The 24,892-nt window shown below is 44.3% G+C and carries 22 protein-coding genes; 11 read left to right on the top strand and 11 right to left on the bottom strand.

Annotation, left to right across the window (positions count from 1 at the left end):
- Nucleotides 1–96: 96 nt before the first annotated feature.
- Nucleotides 97–786, top strand: coding sequence for a GTP cyclohydrolase I FolE (folE, locus tag PN836_RS10385; RefSeq protein WP_395338060.1), 690 nt, complete (start codon nt 97–99; stop codon nt 784–786).
- A gap of 59 nt (nt 787–845) precedes the next feature.
- On the opposite strand, the gene PN836_RS10380 is transcribed toward folE, so the two are convergent.
- Nucleotides 846–2,168, bottom strand: coding sequence for a M24 family metallopeptidase (locus PN836_RS10380; RefSeq protein WP_395345601.1), 1,323 nt, complete (start codon nt 2,166–2,168; stop codon nt 846–848).
- Nucleotides 2,169–2,304: 136 nt separating this feature from the next.
- Here PN836_RS10380 and PN836_RS10375 point away from each other — a divergent pair, with 136 nt between their 5' ends.
- A complete protein-coding gene (locus PN836_RS10375; RefSeq protein ID WP_395338058.1) occupies nt 2,305–3,564 on the top strand; it encodes a tetratricopeptide repeat protein in 1,260 nt (419 codons plus the stop codon).
- Nucleotides 3,565–3,575: 11 nt separating this feature from the next.
- On the opposite strand, the gene PN836_RS10370 is transcribed toward PN836_RS10375, so the two are convergent.
- Together PN836_RS10370 and PN836_RS10365 are read right to left on the bottom strand one after the other, a co-directional pair.
- Nucleotides 3,576–5,753: an alpha-amylase family glycosyl hydrolase gene (locus PN836_RS10370; RefSeq protein ID WP_395338056.1), complete on the bottom strand. Its 2,178-nt coding sequence runs from the start codon at nt 5,751–5,753 to the stop codon at nt 3,576–3,578.
- Between the two features lie 108 nt (nt 5,754–5,861).
- Nucleotides 5,862–6,845 (bottom strand): aldo/keto reductase, encoded by a 984-nt coding sequence (locus tag PN836_RS10365; RefSeq protein ID WP_395338054.1) that lies wholly within the window; start codon nt 6,843–6,845, stop codon nt 5,862–5,864.
- 257 nt (nt 6,846–7,102) lie between these two features.
- On the opposite strand from PN836_RS10365, the gene PN836_RS10360 reads away from it, so the two are divergent.
- Together PN836_RS10360 and PN836_RS10355 are read left to right on the top strand one after the other, a co-directional pair.
- A complete protein-coding gene (locus PN836_RS10360; RefSeq protein WP_395338052.1) occupies nt 7,103–7,624 on the top strand; it encodes a DinB family protein in 522 nt (173 codons plus the stop codon).
- Between the two features lie 36 nt (nt 7,625–7,660).
- Nucleotides 7,661–8,206, top strand: a complete 546-nt coding sequence (locus tag PN836_RS10355; RefSeq protein WP_415926371.1) for a PhnA domain-containing protein — start codon at nt 7,661–7,663, stop codon at nt 8,204–8,206.
- Nucleotides 8,207–8,954: 748 nt separating this feature from the next.
- Here the strand turns inward: PN836_RS10355 and PN836_RS10350 are convergent.
- Nucleotides 8,955–10,487 (bottom strand): L-lactate permease, encoded by a 1,533-nt coding sequence (locus PN836_RS10350; protein ID WP_395338049.1) that lies wholly within the window; start codon nt 10,485–10,487, stop codon nt 8,955–8,957.
- A gap of 439 nt (nt 10,488–10,926) precedes the next feature.
- Here PN836_RS10350 and nhaD point away from each other — a divergent pair, with 439 nt between their 5' ends.
- Nucleotides 10,927–12,840, top strand: coding sequence for a sodium:proton antiporter NhaD (nhaD, locus tag PN836_RS10345; protein ID WP_395338047.1), 1,914 nt, complete (start codon nt 10,927–10,929; stop codon nt 12,838–12,840).
- A 161-nt stretch (nt 12,841–13,001) separates the two neighbouring features.
- On the opposite strand, the gene PN836_RS10340 is transcribed toward nhaD, so the two are convergent.
- The 5 genes from PN836_RS10340 to PN836_RS10320 form a co-directional block, all read right to left on the bottom strand.
- Nucleotides 13,002–13,298: a hypothetical protein gene (locus PN836_RS10340; RefSeq protein WP_395338045.1), complete on the bottom strand. Its 297-nt coding sequence runs from the start codon at nt 13,296–13,298 to the stop codon at nt 13,002–13,004.
- A complete protein-coding gene (locus tag PN836_RS10335; protein WP_395338043.1) occupies nt 13,291–13,830 on the bottom strand; it encodes an RNA polymerase sigma factor in 540 nt (179 codons plus the stop codon). Before PN836_RS10335 ends, PN836_RS10340 begins: the two co-directional genes overlap by 8 nt.
- Nucleotides 13,823–14,197, bottom strand: a complete 375-nt coding sequence (locus PN836_RS10330) for a hypothetical protein (protein ID WP_395338041.1) — start codon at nt 14,195–14,197, stop codon at nt 13,823–13,825. Before PN836_RS10330 ends, PN836_RS10335 begins: the two co-directional genes overlap by 8 nt.
- A gap of 3 nt (nt 14,198–14,200) precedes the next feature.
- On the bottom strand, nt 14,201–15,301 hold the full coding sequence (locus tag PN836_RS10325) for a serine hydrolase domain-containing protein (RefSeq protein ID WP_395338039.1): 1,101 nt from the start codon (nt 15,299–15,301) through the stop codon (nt 14,201–14,203).
- A 126-nt stretch (nt 15,302–15,427) separates the two neighbouring features.
- Nucleotides 15,428–17,182, bottom strand: a complete 1,755-nt coding sequence (locus tag PN836_RS10320) for a lysophospholipid acyltransferase family protein (protein WP_395338037.1) — start codon at nt 17,180–17,182, stop codon at nt 15,428–15,430.
- A gap of 282 nt (nt 17,183–17,464) precedes the next feature.
- On the opposite strand from PN836_RS10320, the gene pyrC reads away from it, so the two are divergent.
- Entirely contained in the window at nt 17,465–18,583 is a 1,119-nt protein-coding gene (gene pyrC / locus PN836_RS10315) for a dihydroorotase (protein ID WP_395338035.1), read from the top strand.
- Nucleotides 18,583–20,007, top strand: a complete 1,425-nt coding sequence (locus PN836_RS10310) for a DEAD/DEAH box helicase (protein WP_395338033.1) — start codon at nt 18,583–18,585, stop codon at nt 20,005–20,007. Before pyrC ends, PN836_RS10310 begins: the two co-directional genes overlap by 1 nt.
- A gap of 3 nt (nt 20,008–20,010) precedes the next feature.
- Here PN836_RS10310 and PN836_RS10305 read toward each other — a convergent pair whose 3' ends face one another.
- Nucleotides 20,011–20,571 carry a rhodanese-like domain-containing protein gene (locus PN836_RS10305; RefSeq protein WP_395338031.1) on the bottom strand — a complete coding sequence of 187 codons (561 nt, stop codon included), beginning with the start codon at nt 20,569–20,571 and terminating at the stop codon, nt 20,011–20,013.
- Between the two features lie 139 nt (nt 20,572–20,710).
- Here PN836_RS10305 and PN836_RS10300 point away from each other — a divergent pair, with 139 nt between their 5' ends.
- On the top strand, nt 20,711–21,124 hold the full coding sequence (locus PN836_RS10300) for an MAPEG family protein (protein WP_395338029.1): 414 nt from the start codon (nt 20,711–20,713) through the stop codon (nt 21,122–21,124).
- A gap of 129 nt (nt 21,125–21,253) precedes the next feature.
- On the top strand, nt 21,254–23,095 hold the full coding sequence (locus tag PN836_RS10295; protein WP_395338028.1) for an ABC transporter ATP-binding protein: 1,842 nt from the start codon (nt 21,254–21,256) through the stop codon (nt 23,093–23,095).
- 18 nt (nt 23,096–23,113) lie between these two features.
- Here the strand turns inward: PN836_RS10295 and PN836_RS10290 are convergent, their stop codons facing one another.
- Entirely contained in the window at nt 23,114–23,533 is a 420-nt protein-coding gene (locus tag PN836_RS10290) for a CBS domain-containing protein (protein WP_395338026.1), read from the bottom strand.
- A 156-nt stretch (nt 23,534–23,689) separates the two neighbouring features.
- Here PN836_RS10290 and PN836_RS10285 point away from each other — a divergent pair, with 156 nt between their 5' ends.
- A complete protein-coding gene (locus PN836_RS10285) occupies nt 23,690–24,250 on the top strand; it encodes a pesticin C-terminus-like muramidase (RefSeq protein WP_395338024.1) in 561 nt (186 codons plus the stop codon).
- A 151-nt stretch (nt 24,251–24,401) separates the two neighbouring features.
- A complete protein-coding gene (locus tag PN836_RS10280) occupies nt 24,402–24,887 on the top strand; it encodes a hypothetical protein (RefSeq protein ID WP_395338022.1) in 486 nt (161 codons plus the stop codon).
- Nucleotides 24,888–24,892 lie beyond the last annotated feature (5 nt).

The following is a 24,892-nucleotide window of genomic DNA, read 5'->3' as shown; positions in this document are numbered from 1 at the left end:
TTTATGCCTTAGTTGAATATGGCGCTATAATAATAGTAATCCGTTGTCATATAAACCTGCGTATATGACATCAAACTGACAACAACTGGACCGTTTATGTTAGCCAAAGAAGCGATAGTAATGCATGAAGCCACTGAGCTGGCGCTGTCCGAGCAAGCCATTCTTGTTCGTGATGCGCTTATTTCCAGCGGACTGGAAACGCCTATGGTTGAGAACAATTTGTCAAACGAAGAAAAGCGCGCCCGTATTCAGGCGTCCATGCGAGACATAATGCAGACGCTCGGTTTGGATCTGAATGACGATAGTTTGCAAGATACGCCGAATCGTATTGCTAAAATGTATGTGAATGAGGTCTTTTCGGGCTTGGATTACCGCGCATTCCCAAAAATTACACAAATTGAAAATAAGATGCGTATTGAAGAGCCCGTTCAGGTGACGAACATAAGCCTAACCAGCACGTGTGAGCACCACTTTGTAACCATTGACGGTACGGCAACGGTTTCTTACATACCGAAAGATACGGTGATAGGTTTATCAAAAATTAACCGTCTAGTTGGCTTTTTTTCGCAACGCCCTCAAGTTCAAGAACGATTAACACAGCAGGTCATGGTAGCGCTGCAAGCATTGACGGGCACTGATGACGTGGCTGTAAGCATAAGCGCAACCCATTATTGCGTTAAAGCTCGTGGAATTCGCGATACAAACTCTTACACCAAGACATCATCATTGGGTGGTGTATTTAAAACTGACGCAGAATTAAAACGAGCGTTTTCTCGATCTCAGTAGCTGACTTGCAGATTCACCTTAGCTGTTAAAAAATCCAGCGTTCACGCTGGCTTTTTTGTTTAGTCAATGAGGTGAAAAGCAGTTTGTCGCCCATTCATGTAGCTAACGTTTTCACCATCAAAAAATGCATTTTCCTCCAGCATTATTCGCACCTCTTTCCCCCACTGTGGGACAAAGGTAGCGGCATTTAGCTCGATTGAATAAGCCGTATTAGCGTGCAATGGATAATCCCCTTGAATTGGCACACCAGCTTGTGCATCCCACATTCCTAAAGTTGTGCCAGCAGCATGCCCGTGGTAGCCAAGTGGATGGGTGTAAATGGAAGGCTTTATACCCTCGGATATTGCTTGTTTTCGTGCTTGTGCCAACACCTGATTCCCAGTTTTTCCTAGCGCGAACAAGCTCGTAAATATGTCTTGCAGGCGATTGGCGTTAGCTAATGCCTGTTTTAAATACTCTGGCGCGTCTGACTCTCCTTCTTTTAACACATATGCATGCTGCTGCTGGTCAGTGTTTAGACGTAAATAAGTGATACCAAAATCCATATGCACCAGGTCACCACGCTGAATAATATTGTCCTTCTTACTTTCACTAAACGCTTGCACGTGATCAAATTTCTTAGCGTCCGCGCGCTGAATAGAGACACTTGGATGGAACCAGTTTTCAAGGCCATGTTGTTTAGATTTATCGCGTAACCACCACATTAAATCTTCGGTCGATGTGCTACCTGGAATAATAAAACCGCTGGTATAGGCTTGCTTGATAATGTCATGCCCCATTGCCACTATATGGGGATAGTATTCCATTTCAAACTTTGTTCGTGTTTCAAGCCATGCAATAGCGAGCTTTTCGCTGCTCACTACTTTGCTTTGAGTCGCCTCATCAATCGCATTAAAAAAAGCTTCATATTCAGTGGCGGTTATGCCATCTGCAAGAGCAAAATGTTCTGATTTATTGATACCAATTCGCTTTGGTGATTTTTGCTCTATTAGCTGAGCAAGGCGCTGCCATTGGTCTGGTTGTTTTTCTTTATCCCAAGCTTTTTGAAACATCGTGTCAACTTGATAACGCGCAACAGCATAGCGCTCTATCGGCTTTCCATGGCCGGGGTCAAAAAGCACTAAAATTGTGCGCCTCCTTGCTGACAACCATGTAGACGGCAACATCGTTTTTAGCACAGGGTCTTCATTATATTCGCGTGAAATAAGAATCCACATGTCAATTCCTGTGTTTCTCATTAAATTCGGTAGGGTATTTTGAAGTTTATCGTTAAGCATTTCATCAATAAGCGCAGAACGCTTGCGCATCTCGACTATTTGACTTAAAGCTTGAGAGTTTGAGCCCAATACTGGTTTTAATTCTTCAGAATTTGTTTGACCCATGGCAAAGCTTGCCGTTAGCAACAGGGCGCTGGCGTGTAGGCAAATGGAAATAATAGAAGTGACAAGACGATAACAAATTGACATGATAGGCATTCACAAAGCGTTTTTGTTTTATAAAGAGTAAACGGAGTTCTCATTGAATATCAAATGGTTTTGTATCGTTGTCGTTTTGTCTCTGGCGTTTGCAACAGGGTGTAGCTCAATCCAATTTGATGAGCGAGGGGATAATGCTTTATTACGCTCGCAAATCAAACAAAACGATTTAAATTTTGATGACAAACCAATAAGCATATTTAGTGAGCACTTACACAACGCAGGATCAGCAATACTAGCAGGTGAGCAGTCATTTTCTGATCAGAGTATTACAAAGAACCTGAGCCCGAACAGCGACATTTTTGCGCTCTCGAGGGCTCAAAAAGCTGAGTTTGACGCATATTTTTTGGATAAAAAATATGCCCATATCTCAGAGCATACCCGTTTTGCGTACTTTCTTGAATCAAGACTCGAAAGCTTTACTTATCATGGTGCCACCTACAAAGCTGGCGAGGCATTTGAAAAAATGTCCGGGAACTGCTTGTCGTTAGCAATTTTAACCACCGCGCTGGCTAATCATGCCGGACTAGAAATAGAATATCAGCGCGTCAACTCAGCTCCCGTATATTCAAAGCATGGCAACATTATGCTTTTATCTACACATGTGCGAACGCGGGTTTATGGAAAGCGCCCGCCCTTCAAGCCGAACACCATTGTTTCTCGCCCCTTTGTTACCATCGACTATTTCCCAAATCGAGGCGATGTCAGAGGGGATTACGTGAGTGCCGAGACTTTTCTGGGCATGTACTATCGCAACGTCGCCGCCCAAGCGCTGATTGATCAAGACATTCAATTAGCATATCAATACATTGCGCAAGGTCTTAGTTTAGACATCAAAGACGCAGAGTCATTGAATTTACTTGCTTTGTTGATGAAGCGTTCTGGGCTGAAACAAGAGGCGGCGGCTATTTATCAGGACATGCTTGATTATGAGCTATACTCGCTTAATGCTGTTGAAAACTACGCTAATCTGTTAAATGAGATTGGCTTTGACGATCAAGCCCATAAAATTTGGAAAAATCTACCGAAGAATATCAATGAAGACAATCCTTATCAGTGGCTACGTATTGCTCAACAGCACTATAAATTAGGCGAAATGCGCCTAGCGTTAAGATATGCGCAAAAAGCCTCTGAGAAAGCGCCTTACCTGCACGAACCTTACCACTTGATAGCAAAGGTGCATTTCGATACTCACAAGTTGGGTGCAAGTCGTAAGGCACTTGAGCAGGCCAAAACCTTATCTAAAACAAAAGAGCAAGAGAAGCGATACCTAGCGAAGCTTCACTCGCTTACAACAGAATAAGCGCACAGGGTTTACAGCGTCATGCTTTTGCTAAGCGTTTCATTCGCAAAATTTGATACTTCAACGCGTATTTCTTTAATTCCTTCAAGCTGCTCAGGCATCACTATCGCGCGGTATGGCGCTGTATCATCAGCTGCAATAAAACGTTCGCTCCCGTCGGCATTAACAAAGAAATAGGATACTTTTGCCAAATTTGTGGCATGCGGAGTTTTGAACGCAACTTCAACGGGAATAAAACTACGATCATTTTCCTCAAAGATATCTGCGATGTTTACCTGAGCAATTGAAGCAGTGGGAACGGGTGTTTTGGCTGCCAACACAATCGCTGATAGTTTTGGCATTTCAAGACTTAACACGCCTTGTTCTATTTGATGTTCAACTTTGCCTCCCAAGGTATAAACATGTTCAAACTCATTGCTATCTACAGCGAGCTTAAACTGTCTTGCTGCATTGCTAAGGTTGAAGGCAATAAGGTATTCAGTGGCCTCAGTCGTGCTTGTTGCTTCATTTTCCTCAAGGTGGATTCGTTTAAACGCAAGCATTCCCGTATCGTCATCAATACTGGCAACTTGGTGGATGCCTGTTCTCAATGCTGCGTGGTTAACTCGCACATTTGCAAGGTCTGCAAGTGTTTTGTAAAGCGGGTGCTGGGTATCAAAGTTGTCGTCTGCGGTTGTTTTGTTGGAGCCGATTAAGATGTTGTCGTTATAAACATCGACTTTTGAAGGGTCCATGTTTTCACGTGCATCGACATCACCCCCGTCACCACTAAATCCCTGTTCGTCGCCATAATACACAACGGGTACACCTCGCGAGAAGTACATCAGCGCATGCGCTAATTGACTTCTTTGTAGGTGCGAGTCGGCATCATCAGAATATCCGCCGCTTTGCAGGAAGTGGCCCACCCGGCCCGCATCATGATTGCCTAAGAAATTCAAAAGTAAGTCTTCAGATGAATCGTGGTCGCGATAGTAATCGTCATTATCAAATAGCGTGCCCAAGCGATTAATGTCTTGTCCTTGCAACACGCTGTCTTTCACATTAAAGAAAAAGCCAAAATCTAACACCGAGGGTAACTTGCCAGCTGTCGTATATTTGCTTAAACCAGCAGGATTGCCATCGTATACCTCACCAAAAATATGAAAATTTGGAATGCCGATGGATTGTGCATGTTCTGTTATCGCAGGGCCAAAGCGCTGCCAAAACTCAATATCAACATGCTTTACTGTATCAATCCTGAATCCGTCAGGCTTAAATTCAGTGATAAGATTGTTAAATATGTCAATCATTTTCTCCTGAACTTCGGGCAAGCTTGTATCTATATCATCAAGCCCGGCAAAATCACCGGTGATAACACTTTCACCTTGCCATAAGTTGTCACCTTGATTGTTATAGTACTTAGGGTCATTTAACCACTCAGGTACTTTTACGCCTTTTTCAGCGTCAGGTACAAAAGGCGTGTATGACTTGCCTGCGGCCATTTCAGCTTCGGTAATGAACTCACACGATGTTTGGTCTTCTTCTAAAAATTTACCGTTTTCATTGTGGCACTCTTCAAACTTAATTACGTCAGCGGTATGGTTGGTAATAATGTCGAAGAATACTTTAATATTTCGCTCGTGTGCTGCGTCAATAAGGCTTTTCAACTCGTCGTTGGTACCAAAGTGTGGGTCTATCTCGGTGAAGTCAACCACCCAGTAGCCATGGTGACCAAAGCCGTCTTTTTGTATCGCTTTGTTGCGTAAAATAGGTGTCATCCAAATGGATGTGATCCCCAAGTTTTGAATGTAATCGAGTTTCGCTTCGACGCCCACCATATCGCCGCCATGAAAGGCCCATTTTGAAGTAGTATCGAGACCGCCGTAAGATATGGGTGTTTCGGGGTCGCCCATGTCGTTCTCGCTCTTCCCGTTATGAAAGCGGTCGGGCATGACAAAGTAGAAAACTTCGTCGGTAATATCGCGCTCTAAATAATGGGGTAATTGTTCGCTGGCGCTAAGGGAGTTGCTGTACGAAGTGCTCGCTACTGCTTGCGCTTGCGAAGCTGCCGCCTCGGTTTTTTCTGCTTGTTGGGAATCGCTACAAGCACTTAAACCAAGGAGTACGCTGACGGACAGAGCAAGCGTACTGAATTTTATGATTGATGCAGTTGTGCGTGATTTCATAGATTGCTTTACTTGATTTTTCATATTGATTCCTAAGCGTAAGGTTTTTTGTCCGTTTGGATATGCACATTTATGTCTTAAGTGAGCTTGAGAGCTTCAGCACTCCATATTAGAGCGCTTAGCAAAAAGCCCTTATGGTACTTCGCCACCTCTACGTGCCTGTAAAATTTCGTACCATTGTTCTCGCGTAAGTTTCACTCCTAGCGCTTGATGCGCTTCTTCAATTCTGCTTGCCTTGGTACTGCCCACAACGGGTTGAATATTTTGCGGGTGGCGCATAAGCCAAGCCAAAACGATTGCAGATGAGCTCACTTTATACTCTCGTGCAATGCGGGAGATGACGCTTTGGGTATTAGCAACATGGCTATCTTGCTCAGTATTGCCTCTTGTGCCTGAATCACTGCTATATTTACCTTGCGCTAGAGCTCCCCATGCTTGAAGCTGCACACCTTGTTGCTGGCAAAATTCCAAAGTCCCCCGAGGAAAACCACAACTCGCGTTCTCATCCATATTGGTCGTCATACCTTCTTCCACAAAACCACTGTGCGCAAGACTTAGCTCGAGTTGGTTTGCAATGAGCGGCATTTCTATGTGCGTTTGTATAAGCGCCATTTGGCCTGCATGCATGTTCGATACGGCTAAGGCAGAAAACTTGTTTTGATTGTGGAGATTGTTCAGCGCTTCACACAGCGGTTCAATTTCCATTAATGGGTCGCTTCTATGCAAAAATAGTATGTCTATACCGTCAAGCCCTAGGCGCTCTAGGCTGGCATATACCGCTTTGGTGACCCAAGAGGCTGACAGGTCATAGTGATTTACTTTGACGTCCGGGCCGAGCCGAATGCCCACTTTCGACTGCACAATAAACCGATTGCGCAGCGACTTGTTTTCTCGAAATACTTGGCCTATCACCGTTTCGGCTTTACCGAAGGTGTATATGTCAGCTAAGTCGATGATGTTAATGCCTAAACTCGCGCAGGTTTCCAGAAGTTCATGAGCTTGAGTAAGATCTGCTTTGCTTATCGGATTGTTATTCCATCCTCCGCCTAAATTCATTGTGCCAAACACGAGTTGGCTAGCATCGGGATAGTGCTGGTGAATGGGTAGCTTAGACATGAACACTCCTAAAAAATGAAACATAATATTAACAAAACCAATCGATTTTAGGCCGTTGAATACGTATGCGGGATTAGCGGAGGCTACTCTAACCCAGTTTTCAGCTTTTGCGCACAGTCGATTTGGATCACAAAAATGAAAAAAAATTAAAAATGAAATAAAAATGAAGGAGATAAGGTCTACACTATTGAGGCATTTCATGCGAAGCTTAATAGAAGTCGGCACGACAACACGGAAGCTGACCAAAAGGAACACATATGTCGAACAGTTACTCAGCGATACTTGAGCAAGCCATTTTGTTGCTCGAAAACCTCAGTCGAGCCGAATATCAAAAAGTGATAAAGCCACACTTTCCCAGCAGCATTGGTGCTCACATGCGTCATGTTATTGATCATTTTGTCGCTATCCAAAGCGCCATGGCCACTCACGATGCTTCGTCGCTCTCTCATATCAATTATAATGTTCGGCACCGTCATAATGAGGTGGAACAGTCGCCAAACGCTGCGCTTGAGGAGCTGGAGCAGTTACAAAGATGGTTGAATTCTTTAAGTGACGATGATTGCAAACAAAATGTGCGAGTGACCACAGAAATTGATATCAGCCATACAAAATCTGCTAGTTGTGAGTCCACCCTTGAACGAGAGCTTATTTTTGTTAGCAGTCACGCTATCCATCACTATGCTTTAATCCGCATTATTTGCGCTATGCAAGATAAGACAGTTCCAGAATATTTTGGATACGCTCCTGCAACTATCACTCATCTTACTCAAAGCGCTTAAACAACAAGATCGCATCCCTAATAAATGATTGATGAATTGAAAAAACGCGCAGATTCTGTCTGTGAACTGTGTTCAAAAACAGAAAACCTTCAAGCGTATTTGCTTGATGGCAGCCCAGATAGCTCACTAAACAGCGCCGTGTTACTTTGCAGTATATGCCATGACCATCTTGTCAATGGTGTTGCTGCGAGCGCCGAGCACTTTGGATGTTTAAGCCAAAGCATGTGGTCACCCATCCCGGCTGTTCAGGTCCTTAGTTATCGCTTGCTAAAACAATATAGTGAACAAGCGTGGGCGCAAGATTCTCTGGATATACTATATCTTGATGATGCGCTGCTCGAGTGGGCACACAAAGCACCTTTGATGGCTCAACAAGTCACGCTAGACGCAAATGGCGCAATCCTAGAGGCTGGCGATAGTGTTACAATCATCAAAGATTTAGATGTGAAGGGCGCAAACTTTACAGCCAAACGCGGCACGCCGGTGCGTAATATTGGACTGTCAGAAAACCCGCTGCATATAGAGGGGAGAGTCAACGGTCAGCGAATTGTGATTATTGCTGCGTTTACCAAAAAAAATTAGAGATAGAAGCTTGCATAGCTTAATCGGTAAAGGCTCATATCTAATCTGACACTTTTGCTTGAACGTTCTGACCTGGCAGTCGGCTTTAGACAAATAATCGTCATTCGTATCGGTTTTGGATAGAGGGTTTGTGCTATAAGCATATCTGGGAACTTAAATTGTTGAAGTGGCGCTTTAGCGAGTATCTTGCCATTAAAGATTTTTAGGTGCTTGTTCGACATCCTTGAATGCCACTTTCCAAGAACAAAGGGTTTTGCTGGAAATACCACAACAACAAAAGTACATACGGCATCGCCTTGAAACTAAGTTGTTGTGTCAATTGGTAAAGCTTTATGACCTTGAGTCTTCTACAACCGTCGTTTGACCGTATCGCTGACCGATGTGGGGGCTGGGTCGAGTGGGGTTGCCAACATTTTAGTGATAGAGAATAAATCGCCCCCATTTGCTGGCGCTGCACTCAGCAATCGAAAAATTAAAACACACTGCATTGGTTCTGAGTAATTTTCAACTAATGCTGATATATGTTAGCCTCGAACGCTTAACTTTTTCATAAGGTTCGATAGCTATCCCCTTCATGTTTTGGAGCGCGAAATCGCATGCCTAATAATGCGACTATGATCACTGTTATCATTAGCGCTAAAAGTACAAAAAACCAATACAAAACTGCATTCCTTCCAATTGTTCCAAATTAACGGTTTATTAAACTTAATCATATTGAAACAGTAGTCAATCACAGCAAATACTGGAGTTACAAGACTAGAATGCCAAAAAGACCAGCCATTACGCCATAAACAAGCAGTATTAAAAAACTACGCTTGAGTATTTCCCCATCTCGATTATGCAAACCAAGAACCGAACTGACCGCTACAATATTATTGATGCAGACCATGTTACCCATTGTCGCGCCAACAGCTTGCAAAGCCAGTATTGCCTGAGAATCCAATGATAATTGCTTAGCAATACTGAGTTGGATGCCGGCAAATGTGAGGTTCGAAATAGTTGCTGAGCCCGAAAAGAAAGAACCCAGTGCCCCCAAGAATGGTGCAAAAAATGTCCAGTACTCTTGGCTAAACGATGACAGCGCCAAACCAATTGTCTGCACAGCAGATTTCTCCTCTCCCATCATCATCAAATTTACGAAGGCCATTGCGGCTAAAAGAGAGATAAAAGGATACTTCATTTTAGTTTTTGTATCTTCAAGCGCTAGTCCTGAAGAAGCACTGTTAAACCAAATTAGCGTCATAAACCCGATGACTACAAAGGGCAAAATAGATGGAATATACAAAAGGCTATGATTCCATGATTCTTGTGTGCCCAAAATGTTGCTTAGTGTAAAAACCAAAGAGACACTGATTGATAGTTCTCCAAGCAATGGAATGTCGAATTGAAGAGCTGGCTGGGATAATCGCAATAATTGTTGAAGCCCAAATTCTTCTATCCTACTGACAAATAGCAATACCACGGTTCCCCATAGCGGGAAGCTGGCTTTTAATAAAGCTAGGCCGCCGATTTTTGTAATCGAATCATCTTCTTCAGCATCTTTGGAATCAATACCTATCGAATATTTGGCGAGAAGAATTGTGATCACGATGCCTACAGTGCCACCTATCACGGTTGGAAACTCAATACTAAAATGACTTGCTATTACAAACGGCAAAGTGCAGGCAAATATAGAGAGCATAATAAATAGTAGGTTTCTGAACACTATACTTGCTTTTTCCACCACAAAAAGTAGGCCTAAAATCACAATGAAAGGCGCAATCGCTGCGTTGATTAATGCAGCGGATTTTGCGATCCCGGCAAGGTCGTTTTCAGAGATATTTATCACCGACATGCCAAACCATATAGGGGCGCCAACAGCACCAAATGTGACGGGGACTGTGTTAAGAATAAGACAAAAAACTGCCACTTTTACAGCAGGAAAACCAAGACTAAAGAGTATTGGTGCAGCAATTGCCGCAGGTGTTCCAAATCCGCTAATCCCTTCAATTAGGAATGAAAACGCCCAACCCACAATCATAAGCTGCGCGATAGAATGGGTGCTTACACCGTTTAGCCAAACCTTGATCTGTGCCAATGCGCCCGAATGTTCCATGCACCGAAATAGAAAAATAGCGCCCGCAATAATACTGATCGGCGTCAAAGCACTTAGTAAGCCACTGATGATTTTTGCATGCACTTCAATAGCTGGAAACTGGTAATAAAACAAAGATATTAAATATATGACTAATGCACACAGCGGAATGGCTTCTTGAGATGCCATACTGCGTTTTTTCGTCATTAAAAAAATCAGAAGTAAAATGGGAAAACTTGCAACTATCAATTGAACCATATTTATTAACTGTAAAAGTCTCGTAAACTATTGAAATCTGAACGCTTGCTCTTTAATAACGATAACAACTATCTTGTTCCCGAGCCTTATTTTGGAAACAAATAGGGTTTTGCACCTATGTTAAGTGATTACAATAACTCGCTTGGTATGCTGGAGATTATTAATGTGATTTCTTTACACTATAAATGAAATCTATTTACAGTGCGCTGACTCTCGGCACTTACGCGCCGTCAGCGCAACTGCCACCTTGATTAAGTTGCAAAAGCATCGTTCGTGAAAAAATCATTCCCGCGTTCATCTCAGTTTTATCTGCACCCAAAGTAGAATGGTAAACGCAATTTAGTGTTGTTAGCTTACTATCGATTTAGCACACAAAAAATCTTCATTAATGGATATTAATATGGGTATTCCGGCGTTTCGTATTCAGCTTTGTTCTTCCCGCTTGCCAATTGCTGCGACTATTTTGAGTTTGTTGCTGTTTCCTTTTGCTGCCATGGCAGAGGCGGCAGGTACACCTGCACTCGAACAAATACCTCAGCTCAGTGCCACCTTCTATGGATATGCCAGCATCGCCATTTTCGTTTTGGCTTATGCACTGGTTCCGCTGGAAAACAATATACATCTGCTCAAAAGCAAACCGGTTCTGTTTGCTGCCGGTATTATCTGGATCCTGGTGGCACTGGCGTTTAATGATGTAGGCGCATCAGAGCAAGCACATTACGCCATCCGCCATGCGATTATCGAATATGCAGAACTGTTTCTGTTTCTGTTAGTCGCAATGACCTATATCAACGCGCTTGAAGACCGTAATGTATTTCAGGCCTTGCGCGCCTATCTTGTCTCGCGTGGTTATTCCTTAAAGAAAGTGTTCTGGGTGACAGGCGCGCTATCTTTTACGATTTCGCCAATAGCAGATAACCTGACCACTGCATTGTTAATGGGTGCCGTAGTGATGGCCGTTGGCGGCAAAGATATCAAATTTGTATCCATTGCCTGTGTTAACGTGGTGATTGCGGCCAATGCCGGAGGCGCGTTTTCACCGTTTGGTGATATCACCACTTTAATGGTATGGCAAAAAGGTAAGGTTGAGTTTTTGCAGTTTTTGCCACTGTTTGTACCATCGCTGGTCAACTGGTTGGTGCCCGCAGTCTTGATGCATTTCGCGCTTCCTGATGGCATACCTCAGGCCACAAAGGAAAAAGCGCGCATGAAACTGGGTGCAAAAGTGATGATGGTGTTATTCCTTGCCACTATAGTCACGGCCGTAAGTTTTCACAGCTTTCTGCACCTGCCACCAGCGGCCGGTATGATGTTTGGTTTGGGTTACTTGGGCCTGTATTCGTTTTACTTAAAACGCGTCGAAGGGCGCACTGTAATGGCGGATTCCATTTTTGGAGGACGCAGTGAAGCGCATAAAAACCCGTTGAGCGTATTGCAGTCTTATGGTCAGGACATCGGTGAACATTTAAATGACCAACCCTATCCGGCGTTTATGCTCAATACCGACCACGAAGTGACTCACTGGAATGCAGCTCTGGAAGAGCTTACTGGCATCAAGGCCTCAGACATGATCGGCACAAAAAATCATTGGCAAGCGTTTTATAAAGACGAACGGCCGACTTTGGCGGATGTTATGCTCGACGATGAATCCGGTGTCGGCGTGCGCCAGCACTATGGTGGCCTGTATCGTGACAACCCGATTCAAGGTAAAGCATACGATGCCGCAAATTACTTTGAAAATATTGGTCAATCAGGTGCCTATCTTATGTTTAGCGCAGCGCCTGTGACCAATAACAATGGCGAAACTGTTGGTTCAGTAGAATTGTTTGAGGACATGACGGATGAAAGAGCCGATGTGAAAGAGTTTGACGTGATGGAACGTGTATCTCGCGCTGAATGGGATACCTTATTATTTTTTTATGGCGTAATTATGTGCGTTGCTGGGCTAAGCCAGTTTGGCTATATGGCAATGATTTCCGAACTGATGTATAGCGACCTCGGACCTATTTGGGCAAATGCGCTGGTGGGCGTGCTATCCGCAATCGTCGATAATATTCCGGTGATGTTCGCGGTACTCACTATGGATCCGGTCATGCCAGTTGAGCAATGGCAGTTGGTCACACTCACAGCCGGTGTCGGCGGCAGTATGCTGGCCATAGGTTCAGCCGCGGGTGTTGCTCTGTTAGGTACCGCACGAGGCGTATACACCTTTGCTTCTCATCTCAAATGGACACCCGCGATTGCGCTGGGTTATGCGGCCAGCATCGGTGTGCATTTGTTAATCAATGGCAGTGGCTTGTGAATTTAAGCTCACGCACGCAAGTTTGTTTGTCTGCCCAGTGCCGGTGCGTAATATTAGACTGTGATAAAATCCGCTGCATAAAGAGGGGCGAGTCAACGGTACGCGAGTTGTGATTATTGCTGCGTTTACCAAAAAGAATTAGCGATAGCAGCTTATATAGCTTAATCCGCTACTGCTGCGATAAACATACTCGCAACAAGTCCCACTGCTATTAGCATCATAAGACTCATGTTCGTGAGTATAGAAAATATCGAATCTACCAAGCTTACGTTGCTTACTAATAACACTACTGCGCTTAGCATGATAAATCCCCAAAACAGTGCCATATGTTGACGCCTGCGTTTTTCCCGCTGCTTTAGGTGTTTAAATAAGGCCAAGCTCGAAATACTGCTTGAGCAATGCTGTTCGTGCTCTTTAAACATTTTTTCTAGCGTACTTTTAACGTTCGACTCACTCATGACTGTTAGATTCCCAAGTGTTTTGTATTAAGTTCAGTCCCCGACGAACTTTCGACTTTACGGTTCCTAGCGGCATGTTCATCAAGGTGGCTATTTCTGAATGCGTGAAGCCAATTTGAATATGCATGACAATGAGCTGAGCGTCTTCATGGCGCAATAGACCAAGTGCTTTTTGTAAATCTAAAGAAGACTCAGTTGCATCGCGTTTGGTTTCACTGTTTTCATCCCCGAGATCAAGCGCCTCAGTCAGCTTATTCTCTCGTGCATGTTTTCGCTGATGCATAAGGTACTCCCTCACCGCTATTTTGCACAGCCAGCTCCGAAAGGAGCCGTTGCGATATGTGTTTAGCTTTTCCCACGCTTTTAAAAAGGTCATTTGAAGTAAATCATCTGCTAAACTCCTGTGGCGGCATAGGTTCAGAAGCACCGAATACACCAATGCTTGATATCGTATTACTAGTTGTTCGTAGGCATAATGCTCACCGGATGCAGCCCGAACGATGAGCTGAAGCTCAAGTTGAGATTCACTCATTTAGCTTCGGGTACCAAAATAACCAATAGCAAAAGTAAACCGCACTAATACCAGCAGGAAACATGGCGACTACCAGCAGTGAGCTGCGAGCATGGGGCTCTTCGAAAGGCAGCAAAACTGCGATGCCCAAAAAAATAATGGTTAATACAAAGAACTGTATTGCTTTGCGTAAATCATTCCTTTTAGGGTCTACCGACATTAAAAAACGCTGCCAAAGCTCCTCCGGTATCGATTTTCCACTCACAATTGCACTTTGCAAAGTTTGTTGCTGCATTTGGCGTCGTTTAAGAAGATGCTCGAGCAGCAGCTTGACTACTACAAAGATCATCAATAAAAAACTTAAGGGAAATAGAATATCTGTATTCATGAGTTATTGGCCTGTTTGCATCGTTAAAAACGCGAGCAATCCTTCGTGAGGTAATATGGATTCAAAGACACGCTTAATCACATGCATGCCGTTTGCGCCATTAGTAAATACCACGATTGCTTGATTCATGTCCGGGTAAATGAGGGCGAAGGTCCTTTCACCCCAATCGCCACCGCCTTGGATGTAAAAAGTTGCATCTGGATAACTGAGTTTACTCCAGCCCATAACGAAGCCTAATTCGTCAGGACAATGCTGACCTAAACGTCCAGAAGCACATAGTTTGTCAGCCATATTAAAGTCTAATTGCCACCTTGTACCTTGCGTCAATGCTTTGCCTTGTAGCACGAAGGACAAAAATTTTGAAAAGTCATCAATCGTTGTGTATAGGTCGTCTGCAGCGACATATGATGTTTGAATACTAGGTTTGCCATAGGCGCCCTTACGTCCTTTGGGATGAGCGATATGGTCGGCAAAATAGTCAGTTTGGGTGAACGATGTACTGGACATTCTGGCTGCCTCGAAAACATGCTCCTGCATCATTTGTTCAAATGGCTGCTGCCATTTATGCTCGATGGCTTTCGCTAAGTATTGATATCCTTCTCCCGAGTATCCGCTAGCACTGCCGGGCTGAAACAAGAACCTTAGGGAGTCATCAGTTTGATATCTCCAATTCGGCAATCCACTTTGATGCGCCAACAGATGTGAAATACGCAGAGAATCTAGCCACTTATGGTTTTCTATGTCAGGGTCAACCCACCACTTGCTGGGGTTAGCAGATAAAAACGAATGATCCTCGACACTCAAGCGCAAGGCCAGCTCTGCTGTCACAGGTTTGGCCAGTGAAGCGACATTGTATAGTGTGGCGTGATCCGCATGTTTACCTATAGACTGCTCGCCCTCGACGATCGCCCATAAAGGCTTACCGTCCACCACTATGGCTACCGCAGCACTGGGTGTGTCATGCTCTGTCAACCAAGCAGCTAAGTGCTCATCAATTGAAGATCTGTCGGTATTTAATTGTGGTGTTTGTGCACTTATGTTCGTGCTTATGCCCAATAATAGTAGCGTAATCACAGTGGTAAAATAGGTGTTTAATTGATTCATTGCATCGGTCTATGTAGGAAAGTGTATTTATAAGATGCAATTGGCCGCTAATTTGGATGCATGTTCGTTAAATTAATCAATAATAACGCGACCCAAGACTGTGATTTCTTTTACTGAAGGGGAGTTTTATTCTCCCTTATTGCGCAGATAGCCCTCATATCCTTCGCCCAAATACTGTTTTAATAAGCGTTTAGGAGACTTACTTAATTCAACACTAAGCAACAAACCTGGTGTGTGGTTAAAGCTGCTGTCGATACCCAAGGCATGGAATTTAGCGCCCATTTTTTGATATTGCTTGGCCAGCACCGGAATGTCTTTTCCATCATGTTCAATGGCTGCCAAAAAACCTGATAGCGCTTGTGACTTCTGCTCGAGATTGTGTAGATGATTGTTTGTGAATGCTTCAATTTCTGGGTGCATTTTAAAATGAAAACGCTCCCGCGGGAAAACGTCGTGGGTGCTTTCATGTATCAATAAGCTTTCAATCAGTCTTACGCTGCGCGGATCGTACAATTTACTTATTGAGACGGTTCCATACAAGGTTCGATACTGAGGGAATTTGCAAACAAAAGCGCCAATGCCTCGCCACAAGAGTAAGAGCCCTTGATAAGACCCCTGATATTCAGGAATAAGAAATGAGCGCCCCATCTCCAAGCAAGGAGTTTGTCTGTTCAAAAAAGACTCTTTGAAATCAAACATTTTGTGTAAGTAGAGCCCCTCAACACTGCTTTGAGCAAGTATTTTGTCCGTTTGTCCCATGCGATATGCGCCAATGATTTTGCTGGTCGCAGAATTCACAATAAAAAGGTGCGTATAGCTTGCGTCAAAATGGTCAGTGTCGATAGCCTCTCCGCTGCCTTCGTTGTGCTGCCTAAAAACCAGTTCTCTCAATCGCGCTATTTCATGGATGACCATGGGTGCTTGGTGCTTAGAAGCATAGTAAACGTCGTAACCTTTAAAGCGAGTGAGGTATTGCTCTTTAGGAAGCAATGAAATTTCTTGTTTGAGTATGTCAGCGGCCACCGGCTGTGCGAGAGGTTTTTGCCTTACTACGGTATCTGCGGGCCATTCATAGCGCCACGACGAATCTTGCGCATAACTCAAAGCGCGTGCATATGCGGCTTTGAACTCTTTTGTTCCGCTGCCTATATGTTTGCTGGAAATTGCGTTGCCTGCGTTGATGTTAATTTTGGCACCTGTCTTGTTGAGTAATTCGCGTCCTAACAACAACATGCGCATTTTATAAAATACCCGCTCTACCCTGTAAAACAGCGGACTATTCTGGCCACTAATAAAAACAGGGATGTAGGCACAATTTTCAGCGCTGATAAGCTTTCCTAGTACCTTGTTCCAAGGGTGCTCTGATATTTGGCCGTGTTCTTTGGCAAAAAATGATACTTTCCCGGCTGGAAAAATAAGTAGCGCATGCCCGTTTTTTACATGCGCGATACACTGCCGCAAACTTGGGCCATTGCGCGGATCTTTAGGTGCTAGAGGGTTGGTGAAAATAAAGTAGTCTTTGAGCTCACGAAATATCCCCAATCCTTTGTTCGCCAAAACTTTTAAATCAGGCCTCACTTGGCCAATGGCTCGCGCTAAAATTACGCCTTCAATGCCGCCAAAGGGATGGTTACTGGCAATCACAACGGGTCCGCTTTTGGGAATTTTAGCTTTAAGTTCCTCAAGGCCGCAAATGTCCAGTTCCAACAGGTCGATGAGCTTATCAGCAAAGGCCTCTTTGCTTAGTCCCTGCATTTGATGCTGTTGATACAGCCTATTCATTTTTGCAACACCTAGCAATCGGTCTAAAATCCACACATAGATGCGTGCGAGTGCACTAGGTTTCGAAACAATATTGCTGATACTGATAACGCGGGACATTTACTAAGACATAACCTCTTTTAAGCGTACTGTTTTGCGACGAAGGACGCATCTAAGGATGCAACTCATAAGCGTGCGCAAGGGTTTTCAAGACGCAGATAGATAATCAAAAGACCTTCACTTGCTTAAGTTTATTTCAAAAAGCCAAGTAAAACTATGCGTTAACGTAAGATATCAGGCTATAATCGGATGTTGTGCGCGTTGCATTTCATAAATAATCGTAAAAGCTGTGTGCGAATAAGCCTTTTCCTCCAACTAAAGCTCAATACACTGATACTCAATATGACTGACTCAATTACCATCCAAACTCCTGACGACTGGCATTTACATTTTCGCGATGGCGACATGTTACTTGAGACCGTACCCGCAACTGCACGATGTTTCAGGCGCGCTATTGCAATGCCCAATCTTGTTCCGCCTATCACCACTACTGAGTTGGCTTTACAGTATAAAGAGCGAATCTTGGCTGCCGCACCTAAAAAAAGCGATTTTGAGCCCTTAGTAACACTCTATCTTACCAATGACACAAGCCCAGAGGAGATTAGAAAGGCTAAAGCACAGGGGATAGTGGCGAGTAAGTTATATCCGGCAGGAGCAACTACCAATTCTGATGCAGCTGTGTCGGGGATTAATTCTTTGTATCCGGTGTTTGAAGCTATGCAAGAGGTGGGGATGTTGCTGCTTATTCACGGCGAAGTCACGGAGGGTGAGATTGATATTTTCGATCGGGAGCAAATGTTTATTGACCGTTACTTGCGCGACATCGTAAAGAGCTTCCCAGGTTTAAAAGTCGTGTTTGAACATATCACTACCAAAGATGCAGTCGACTTTGTACTCGAGTCCGATGCTAATGTCGCCGCTACCATCACTCCACAACATCTGCTGCTTAATCGCAATGATATGCTCGTTGGTGGCGTCCGTCCGCATAATTATTGCCTGCCTGTGCTAAAGCGCAATACTCATCAGCAGGCGCTTAGAGACGTAGTGAAAAGTGGCAGCGTTAAGTTCTTCTTAGGCACTGATTCCGCGCCTCACGAAAAACACAAAAAAGAATCAGCCTGCGGATGTGCGGGTTGTTACAGTGCTTGGAGTGCGATTGAACTCTACGCCAAAGTGTTTGATGACCTGAATGCGCTTGATAAACTAGAAGGCTTTGCCAGCCATTACGGCCCCGACTTTTATGGTTTACCGCGAAACACAGGTAGCATCACCTTAAATAAGGAAACATGGACTGTGCCAGAGCTTATCACCTTAAAATCATCCCAAAGCACCATTTTACCAGGAGAGGACAAAATTGTGCCCTTTTTTGCGGGGGAGTCACTTAAGTGGAAGCTGTCTAAAGTCAATGGTCAAACAATGTCCAGCGAATATCAGATCTCAAACTCAAAGAGCCAGTCGTAGTGTCAGGTTTTGATAAATACAATCTTAATGCCGCGCTCATCAGTGCGCTTGATAAATTAAAGTTTAGCCAACCCACTCAGACACAAAGCGCGTGTTTAGACAAAGTATTGTCCGGGGAAGATGTTGCAGTTGAGGCAAAAACGGGGAGTGGGAAAACACTCGCCTTTGGCCTTGGTATATTGAATAAACTTGCTGCTGCTGAGAACGAAACTGCTCACCCACACTCTTTGGTGTTATGCCCCACTCGTGAGCTCGCTGAACAGGTAAACTATCAACTTCAGCTTTTAGCCAGAGACATCCCGAATACTAAAATACTTGCGCTCTTTGGTGGCGTAGCGCTTGCGCCCCAGTTAGCGTCATTGCGTCACGCCCCTGCAGTCGTGGTGGGTACACCAGGTCGGGTAATGGATATTGTTTCGCAAGGGCGACTAAGCTTAGGTGGGGTGCGAACGATGGTGCTTGACGAAGCAGACCGTATGCTGGATATGGGCTTTTCCGACCAAGTGGATTGGATACTCAATGCATTGCACGATCAGCTCAGGCAAAACTCGGTAACTCAACAATCTGCTGACCGCTTGCAAACCCTGCTTTTTTCGGCCACATTCGGTGGCAAAATTGAGGCTTTGAGTAAGCGTTATCAGCATCAAGCAAGCATTATTAGGCTTGGTGACGATGCTGCAAGACTCAACATCACTCAAGTTGCATACAAGGTACCCAGTGATAAACGAGCTTACGCAGTCGCTGCAATATTAACTGAGAAGCAAAGTGAGTCTGCTATCGTGTTCTGCCAAACCAAGGTGGAAGTCGTTGAGTTGAGTGAGCAACTGAAGTTAGATGGATTTTCCGTGGTGCAGGTGCAAGGCGATATGGAGCAATTTGAGCGCAGTAATGCGGTTAATTTGTTTAGCACCAACTGTGCAAATGTGCTTGTTGCGACAGACGTAGCCTCGCGAGGGCTTGATATAGCGCAGGTTGATTTAGTCATTAACTATAGAATTTCAGACGATCTTGACATTCATACCCACCGAATAGGGCGCACGGGTCGAGCGGGAGAAAAGGGCCATGCGGTTACGCTAATTGACGATGAAGATGAAATCAAACTTATCGCTTTCAACGCGAAACTAAATGAAGACATTCCCATAAAAGGTGGTCAATCTCTTCGTTTCCACGCGAATCGCATTAAGCTACCTCAGTACGTTGGGATTCAGCTGGATGCCGGGAAGAAACAAAAAGTGAGTAAAGGCGACATTTTAGGCGCGATTACAAAACTGGCGAAAGTTCCTGCCAAAGACATCGGTAAAATCCAGGTCGGGCCACAGAAAGCCTTAGTGGCAGTCAAATTAAGAAGTGCAAAGCGTATTTTAGCGATGTTTAGGGAAGAAAAAGTAAAAGGGAAGCGTATTAGAGCGCGCAAGCTAAGCTAGGAATTATCCAGAGTTCGGGTTACTCACACGATTGTTCCAGGGCATCATCGCAACAAGTCGAGCCAGCCCGCAAAAACCGCTTATTCCAGCAATGATTAACCCAACGCTCATAAAGACAATCGCCCAAACGAAAGCATGGTTAACAAAAATACTCATTGCACTGAACAGCAAGAGCAACAGTCCGATCGCCAACTGAACCTGTCTTTGAAGCGGTAAAACCTTAGTTTTTAAGCGTACAATGTCAAGTCCATCGCTTTCCCAAGCTTCAATGCCACCCGACAAGTTAAACACTTCAATTTTGCGAGGAGTGTCTATTGTTTGCTCCATCATCGCACAAATTTTTTTACACGCTTTAGCCCCACGCACCCCTTTCTGACAGTAAACAATCACAGCGTCCTTATCCATTTTGATCGCATCAGTTGAGATGTGTGAGACAGGATGAAGTTCGCTATCGGGAATGTGGCCGCCAGCAAACTCAATCGCTTCACGCACGTCAACTAACTGCACATTCTTTGTGGCGATTAGCTCAATTGCCTCTTGAGCGTTAATGTCTTGGTAGGTCATAGTATGTTCCAAAGGGAAAAAAGCAGTATTGTAGTAAGCTTGTTATGATCGCTTGGCAAAGTTTTTATTGCAAGAAGTCCCAAACAAACGCATCCTTGAGTATTAGATCTGAAAAAATAGAAAGTCACAAGGAATCATTATGAACGCCACGATACTCGCTTTGCTTGGATACATTATTTGGATAATGATTATGCTTTTGGCCTTAGCATCCTATCGAACTGTATTTAATCAACTCCAAAAACGCACGTCTCTTGTATTTAAAGCAGACGGGTCAGATGTCGGGGCATTAGGGCAGCGGCTTACCCGCGCACATTTGAATGCGGTAGAGTGCTTTCCCTTTATTGGGGGAATAATGCTGCTTGCCTTGGCCATAAATGCAAGTGCGATTACTAATGCCTTAGCGTTTATCGTACTCGGTGCTCGTTTGGCACAGTCTATTATTCATATTTCATCTATCAGCAACGCGGCAGTGATATTGCGCTTTGTATTCTTTTTAGTGCAATTTGGAATTTGTGCATACTGGGCGGTGATGCTGCTAATTAAATTCTTGTAATGCGTGACTTTAATGGCCATGAGTGACACATATTCTGCCCTGCTCGCAGTCGCAATGCGTTGCGATACGTCGCGTTAGCGGCAAAAATACGGCTTATTCTTTCAAAAGTAATCTAATAAAGAGCACTAAATGTTTTCATTTTTCGAAGGCTTAACTAAACCCTTCCCAATAGAAGCGCCAAAACAGCCGCCGCGATCTCTGTTTGAATTTTGCAAATACTATTCTCAAGGTATGTGGTTAGTGCTACTTAGCGTTAGCTTGCTCAGTGCATTGGTTGCGATTTTAGAAGTGTCTTTATTTGGCTTTATGGGGCAGTTTGTTGATTGGTTCGCACAGCGAGACCCAGCGACCTTCTTAGATGAAGAAAAATGGACGCTTGTTTGGATGGGCGCATTGGTGCTATTGATACTCCCTGCCTTTGTCATACTCGAATCAATGATTACGCATCAGTCGATCATGGGCAACTATCCCATGCGTATTCGTTGGATGGCACATCGTTATTTACTGGGGCAGAGCCTATCTTTCTACCAAGACGAGTTTGCAGGTCGTGTGGCGACTAAGGTGATGCAAACCGCATTGTCGGTGCGCGAGACGGTCACTAAAATTCTCAACCTAGCGGTTTATGTTTGCGTTTATTTTATCTCGGTTGTGGTTTTGGTATTCGCAACTGACTGGCGACTTGCCATGCCTTTGCTCGTTTGGCTATTGATATATATCTTGATTTTGCGCTCGCTTCTTCCTCGATTAAAACGAGTATCGCAAAAACAGGCAGATGCGCGTTCGATTATGACTGGTCGCATTGTTGATAGTTATACCAACATCATGACGGTAAAGCTCTTCAGTCATCACAAGCGCGAGGAAAACTATGCCAAAGAAGGGATGGATGGTTTTTTACAGACTGTATATCCGCAAATGCGCCTGGTCACGGTTTTGCAAGCTTGCGTATGGTTTAGCAACTCTCTATTGGTTTTCAGTATTGCTGCACTGTCGGTATATCTGTGGATAAACGGAGTAGTCAGCCCGGGCGATATCGCTATCGCGGTTAGTTTAAGTTTGCGACTCAACGGTATGTCTCAATGGATCATGTGGGAAGTATCATCGCTATTTGAAAATATTGGTACGGTGCAAGATGGAATTGACAGTCTGGCCGTGCCTGCGAACATTGTTGATAAAGCGCAGGCAACCGCACTACAAGTTAGTGGCGGCGCGGTGAACTTCAACCAAGTCAACTTCGCCTATGCTGGCAAAGCTAATCAGCAAATTGACGTATTTAGAGATTTGTCCATAGATATCAAACCGGGACAGAAAATAGGTTTGGTTGGGCGCTCTGGCGCAGGAAAGTCAACATTAGTGAACTTGCTGTTGCGCTTTTATGATATTCAGTCAGGCACTATTAGCATTGATGGACAAAAAATTGATGAGGTGACGCAAGAAAGCCTGCGTTCACAAATTAGTATGGTTACCCAAGATACTTCACTTATGCATCGCTCTGTACGCGATAACATTTTGTATGGGCGCATGGATGCAAGTGAAGAGCAAATGATTCAAGCTGCTAAACAGGCTGAGGCGCATGAGTTTATTTTATCGCTCAGCGACGCAAAAGGTCGCACAGGCTACGATGCTCATGTAGGCGAGCGCGGCGTAAAACTCTCTGGCGGCCAGCGCCAACGCATCGCAATTGCACGCGTCATGTTAAAGGATGCGCCGATATTAATTCTGGACGAGGCTACATCAGCACTGGACTCGGAAGTTGAAGCAGCCATTCAGGACTGCCTAATAAAAATTATGGAAAATAAAACGGTACTGGCGATTGCACATCGTCTTTCAACGATTGCACAACTCGATAAGCTATTGGTGTTGGATGAAGGTAAAATTGTTGAGGCAGGCTCGCACGCTGAACTTATTCAGCAAAACGGTATTTATGCCAAGCTATGGGCACACCAAACGGGGGGCTTCATTGGGGTTGAATAATGGGCTCTTGGCGCGTATTTATGCGTGGCTTTTGTAACCATCCCGAAGCTGCATATCAATTGCATTTAACACTTCAGAACGATTGATCGAACCAAGCAGCTCTCCATTATCCTCAATCACCGGGTAGACTTTAGGCTTTTCTTTGAGCATTGTCTGAGCCAACTCTAGAATTGAGTCATAGCCCTTAACCGAGAGTGCAGGTGTTTTCATCAGCTCTTTTACGCGACAAACTTGCTCTCGGTAGTAGCTGGATGTAATCATCTGACTTAAACAGTCTTGTTCAGATAAAAAACCTACAAGCTTATTATGACTGTCTACCACGGGCGCGCCCGTTTGTTTGCCCACTAGCAAGGCTTCAACTGCTTCAGCGACGGGCATGTCAACCGTTAACTTTACTGCGCGACGGTTCATATGATCTGCGACTTTCAAAGACTCCATTTGCACTCCAAAAACGTATCATCGATTCTTCTTAAATTCATAGTAGTCAGGTTTGTTGTAAAAAGCACTAGACAATCGTCGTATTTTTGTAAGACTGCTGTTTTTATTTTATGTAACGGTCTACAGGCGCTAGTTTCATCCTTATCTGGAGTAAATATGCAAAATGCTAGTGATGGTCACCAGATTGATTTTGATTTTATAAGCTCACTTGAAGGTGGCAATATTTTACAGGCTTATGTGCCTGATCCAAAAAATAGCAAAAGTGGTGTTACTTTAGCGGTGGGTTTTGATATTGGTGCTCGAAATGAGCACGATTTGCGAGAATTAGGACTTCCACCTGAATTGATAAGCCAGCTTTCACCCTATTTGGGCTTACAAGGAATGGACGCCAAGCGGTATCTGGATCAGCATCCGTTTTCAATCAGCTCTGAGCATGCCATTACCATTAATAAATCGGTAAAGGCTGCCATGATTGCGCGCGTGGTGAACGATTACAATGAAGCGTCTGAATCGAAGTTTGCTAGCTTAAGTGCTAGGTGGCAAACCGTCATTGCCTCGGTATCATTTCAATATGGCAGTTTACCCAAACGCTGTCCTAGCTTTTGGCGCTGCGTAATCAACCAAGATTGGCATGGAGCCATTGTGGAGCTGAGAGATTTTGGTGACAGATATCCTTCAAGGCGCAATAAAGAGGCAGACTATGTTGAGCATGCATGACATTAAGTTTTTGAACTTTTTAGCTTTTCCGAGCATCGCAGTCATTGCCGTTTAAATTAAGACGAATATTATGCGTATATACTTTCTAATCTTAACGAGCGCATTATCTTTGTTTGCGTGCCAGAGTCCACAAGAGCCACCCGAGAGCAAAATGTCCTCACTTACGCTAGAAAGCGGCATGCGGGTAAGTAGTTGCGCGGAATACGAGCAGGCGCGCGCTGCTTTTAGAATTAGCGAAACCCTCGCAAATCAGATTATTTCGGCTGAGTACTTAAGGTGCTCATTGTCTCTCGATTTGCAAGTAGATGAACAAAATACGAAGACGATGCGTGCCATTTTTCACCAACTGGAGCTTCGTGCTTTGCCTACTTCACTTGGGCCAAGCACAGAACGAGGCAAAAGCCTTTCACAGTCTGGATTTCAGCTTTGGTTGGAACGGTCTATGCTCACCTATAATGATGAGTTCACCGATATTCAAATCCAGTACAAAGGTAAGTTAAGAAACGGAAATCACTTGATCTGGGTTGCTGATAAAGCTACTCAAGGCAATTACGTATCGTATTTCCCCGCTATTGTCCTGTTTGATGAAGAGCAAGCGGTGGTGGGAGCGGCTCCGATTTACGCAAGCGGATTTTAGTCGCA

Origin of the sequence: Ningiella algicola, from assembly GCF_028401415.2 — a bacterium.
Lineage (GTDB): Bacteria > Pseudomonadota > Gammaproteobacteria > Enterobacterales > Alteromonadaceae > Glaciecola.
Note: the sequence above shows the minus strand (reverse complement) of the source record. Positions and strands in the feature narration are given on the sequence as shown.

Bases quoted from the DNA above. Each gene is read 5' to 3' on its own strand.
- folE (WP_395338060.1), top strand. From the start codon at position 97: ATGTTAGCCAAAGAAGCGATAGTAATGCATGAAGCCACTGAGCTGGCG.
- PN836_RS10380 (WP_395345601.1), bottom strand. From the start codon at position 2,168: ATGGGTCAAACAAATTCTGAAGAATTAAAACCAGTATTGGGCTCAAAC.
- PN836_RS10370 (WP_395338056.1), bottom strand. From the start codon at position 5,753: ATGAAAAATCAAGTAAAGCAATCTATGAAATCACGCACAACTGCATCA.
- PN836_RS10365 (WP_395338054.1), bottom strand. From the start codon at position 6,845: ATGTCTAAGCTACCCATTCACCAGCACTATCCCGATGCTAGCCAACTC.
- PN836_RS10360 (WP_395338052.1), top strand. From the start codon at position 7,103: ATGTCGAACAGTTACTCAGCGATACTTGAGCAAGCCATTTTGTTGCTC.
- PN836_RS10350 (WP_395338049.1), bottom strand. From the start codon at position 10,487: ATGACGAAAAAACGCAGTATGGCATCTCAAGAAGCCATTCCGCTGTGT.
- nhaD (WP_395338047.1), top strand. From the start codon at position 10,927: ATGGATATTAATATGGGTATTCCGGCGTTTCGTATTCAGCTTTGTTCT.
- PN836_RS10340 (WP_395338045.1), bottom strand. From the start codon at position 13,298: ATGAGTGAGTCGAACGTTAAAAGTACGCTAGAAAAAATGTTTAAAGAG.
- PN836_RS10335 (WP_395338043.1), bottom strand. From the start codon at position 13,830: ATGAGTGAATCTCAACTTGAGCTTCAGCTCATCGTTCGGGCTGCATCC.
- PN836_RS10330 (WP_395338041.1), bottom strand. From the start codon at position 14,197: ATGAATACAGATATTCTATTTCCCTTAAGTTTTTTATTGATGATCTTT.
- PN836_RS10325 (WP_395338039.1), bottom strand. From the start codon at position 15,301: ATGAATCAATTAAACACCTATTTTACCACTGTGATTACGCTACTATTA.
- PN836_RS10320 (WP_395338037.1), bottom strand. From the start codon at position 17,182: ATGTCCCGCGTTATCAGTATCAGCAATATTGTTTCGAAACCTAGTGCA.
- pyrC (WP_395338035.1), top strand. From the start codon at position 17,465: ATGACTGACTCAATTACCATCCAAACTCCTGACGACTGGCATTTACAT.
- PN836_RS10305 (WP_395338031.1), bottom strand. From the start codon at position 20,571: ATGACCTACCAAGACATTAACGCTCAAGAGGCAATTGAGCTAATCGCC.
- PN836_RS10300 (WP_395338029.1), top strand. From the start codon at position 20,711: ATGAACGCCACGATACTCGCTTTGCTTGGATACATTATTTGGATAATG.
- PN836_RS10295 (WP_395338028.1), top strand. From the start codon at position 21,254: ATGTTTTCATTTTTCGAAGGCTTAACTAAACCCTTCCCAATAGAAGCG.
- PN836_RS10290 (WP_395338026.1), bottom strand. From the start codon at position 23,533: ATGGAGTCTTTGAAAGTCGCAGATCATATGAACCGTCGCGCAGTAAAG.
- PN836_RS10285 (WP_395338024.1), top strand. From the start codon at position 23,690: ATGCAAAATGCTAGTGATGGTCACCAGATTGATTTTGATTTTATAAGC.
- PN836_RS10280 (WP_395338022.1), top strand. From the start codon at position 24,402: ATGTCCTCACTTACGCTAGAAAGCGGCATGCGGGTAAGTAGTTGCGCG.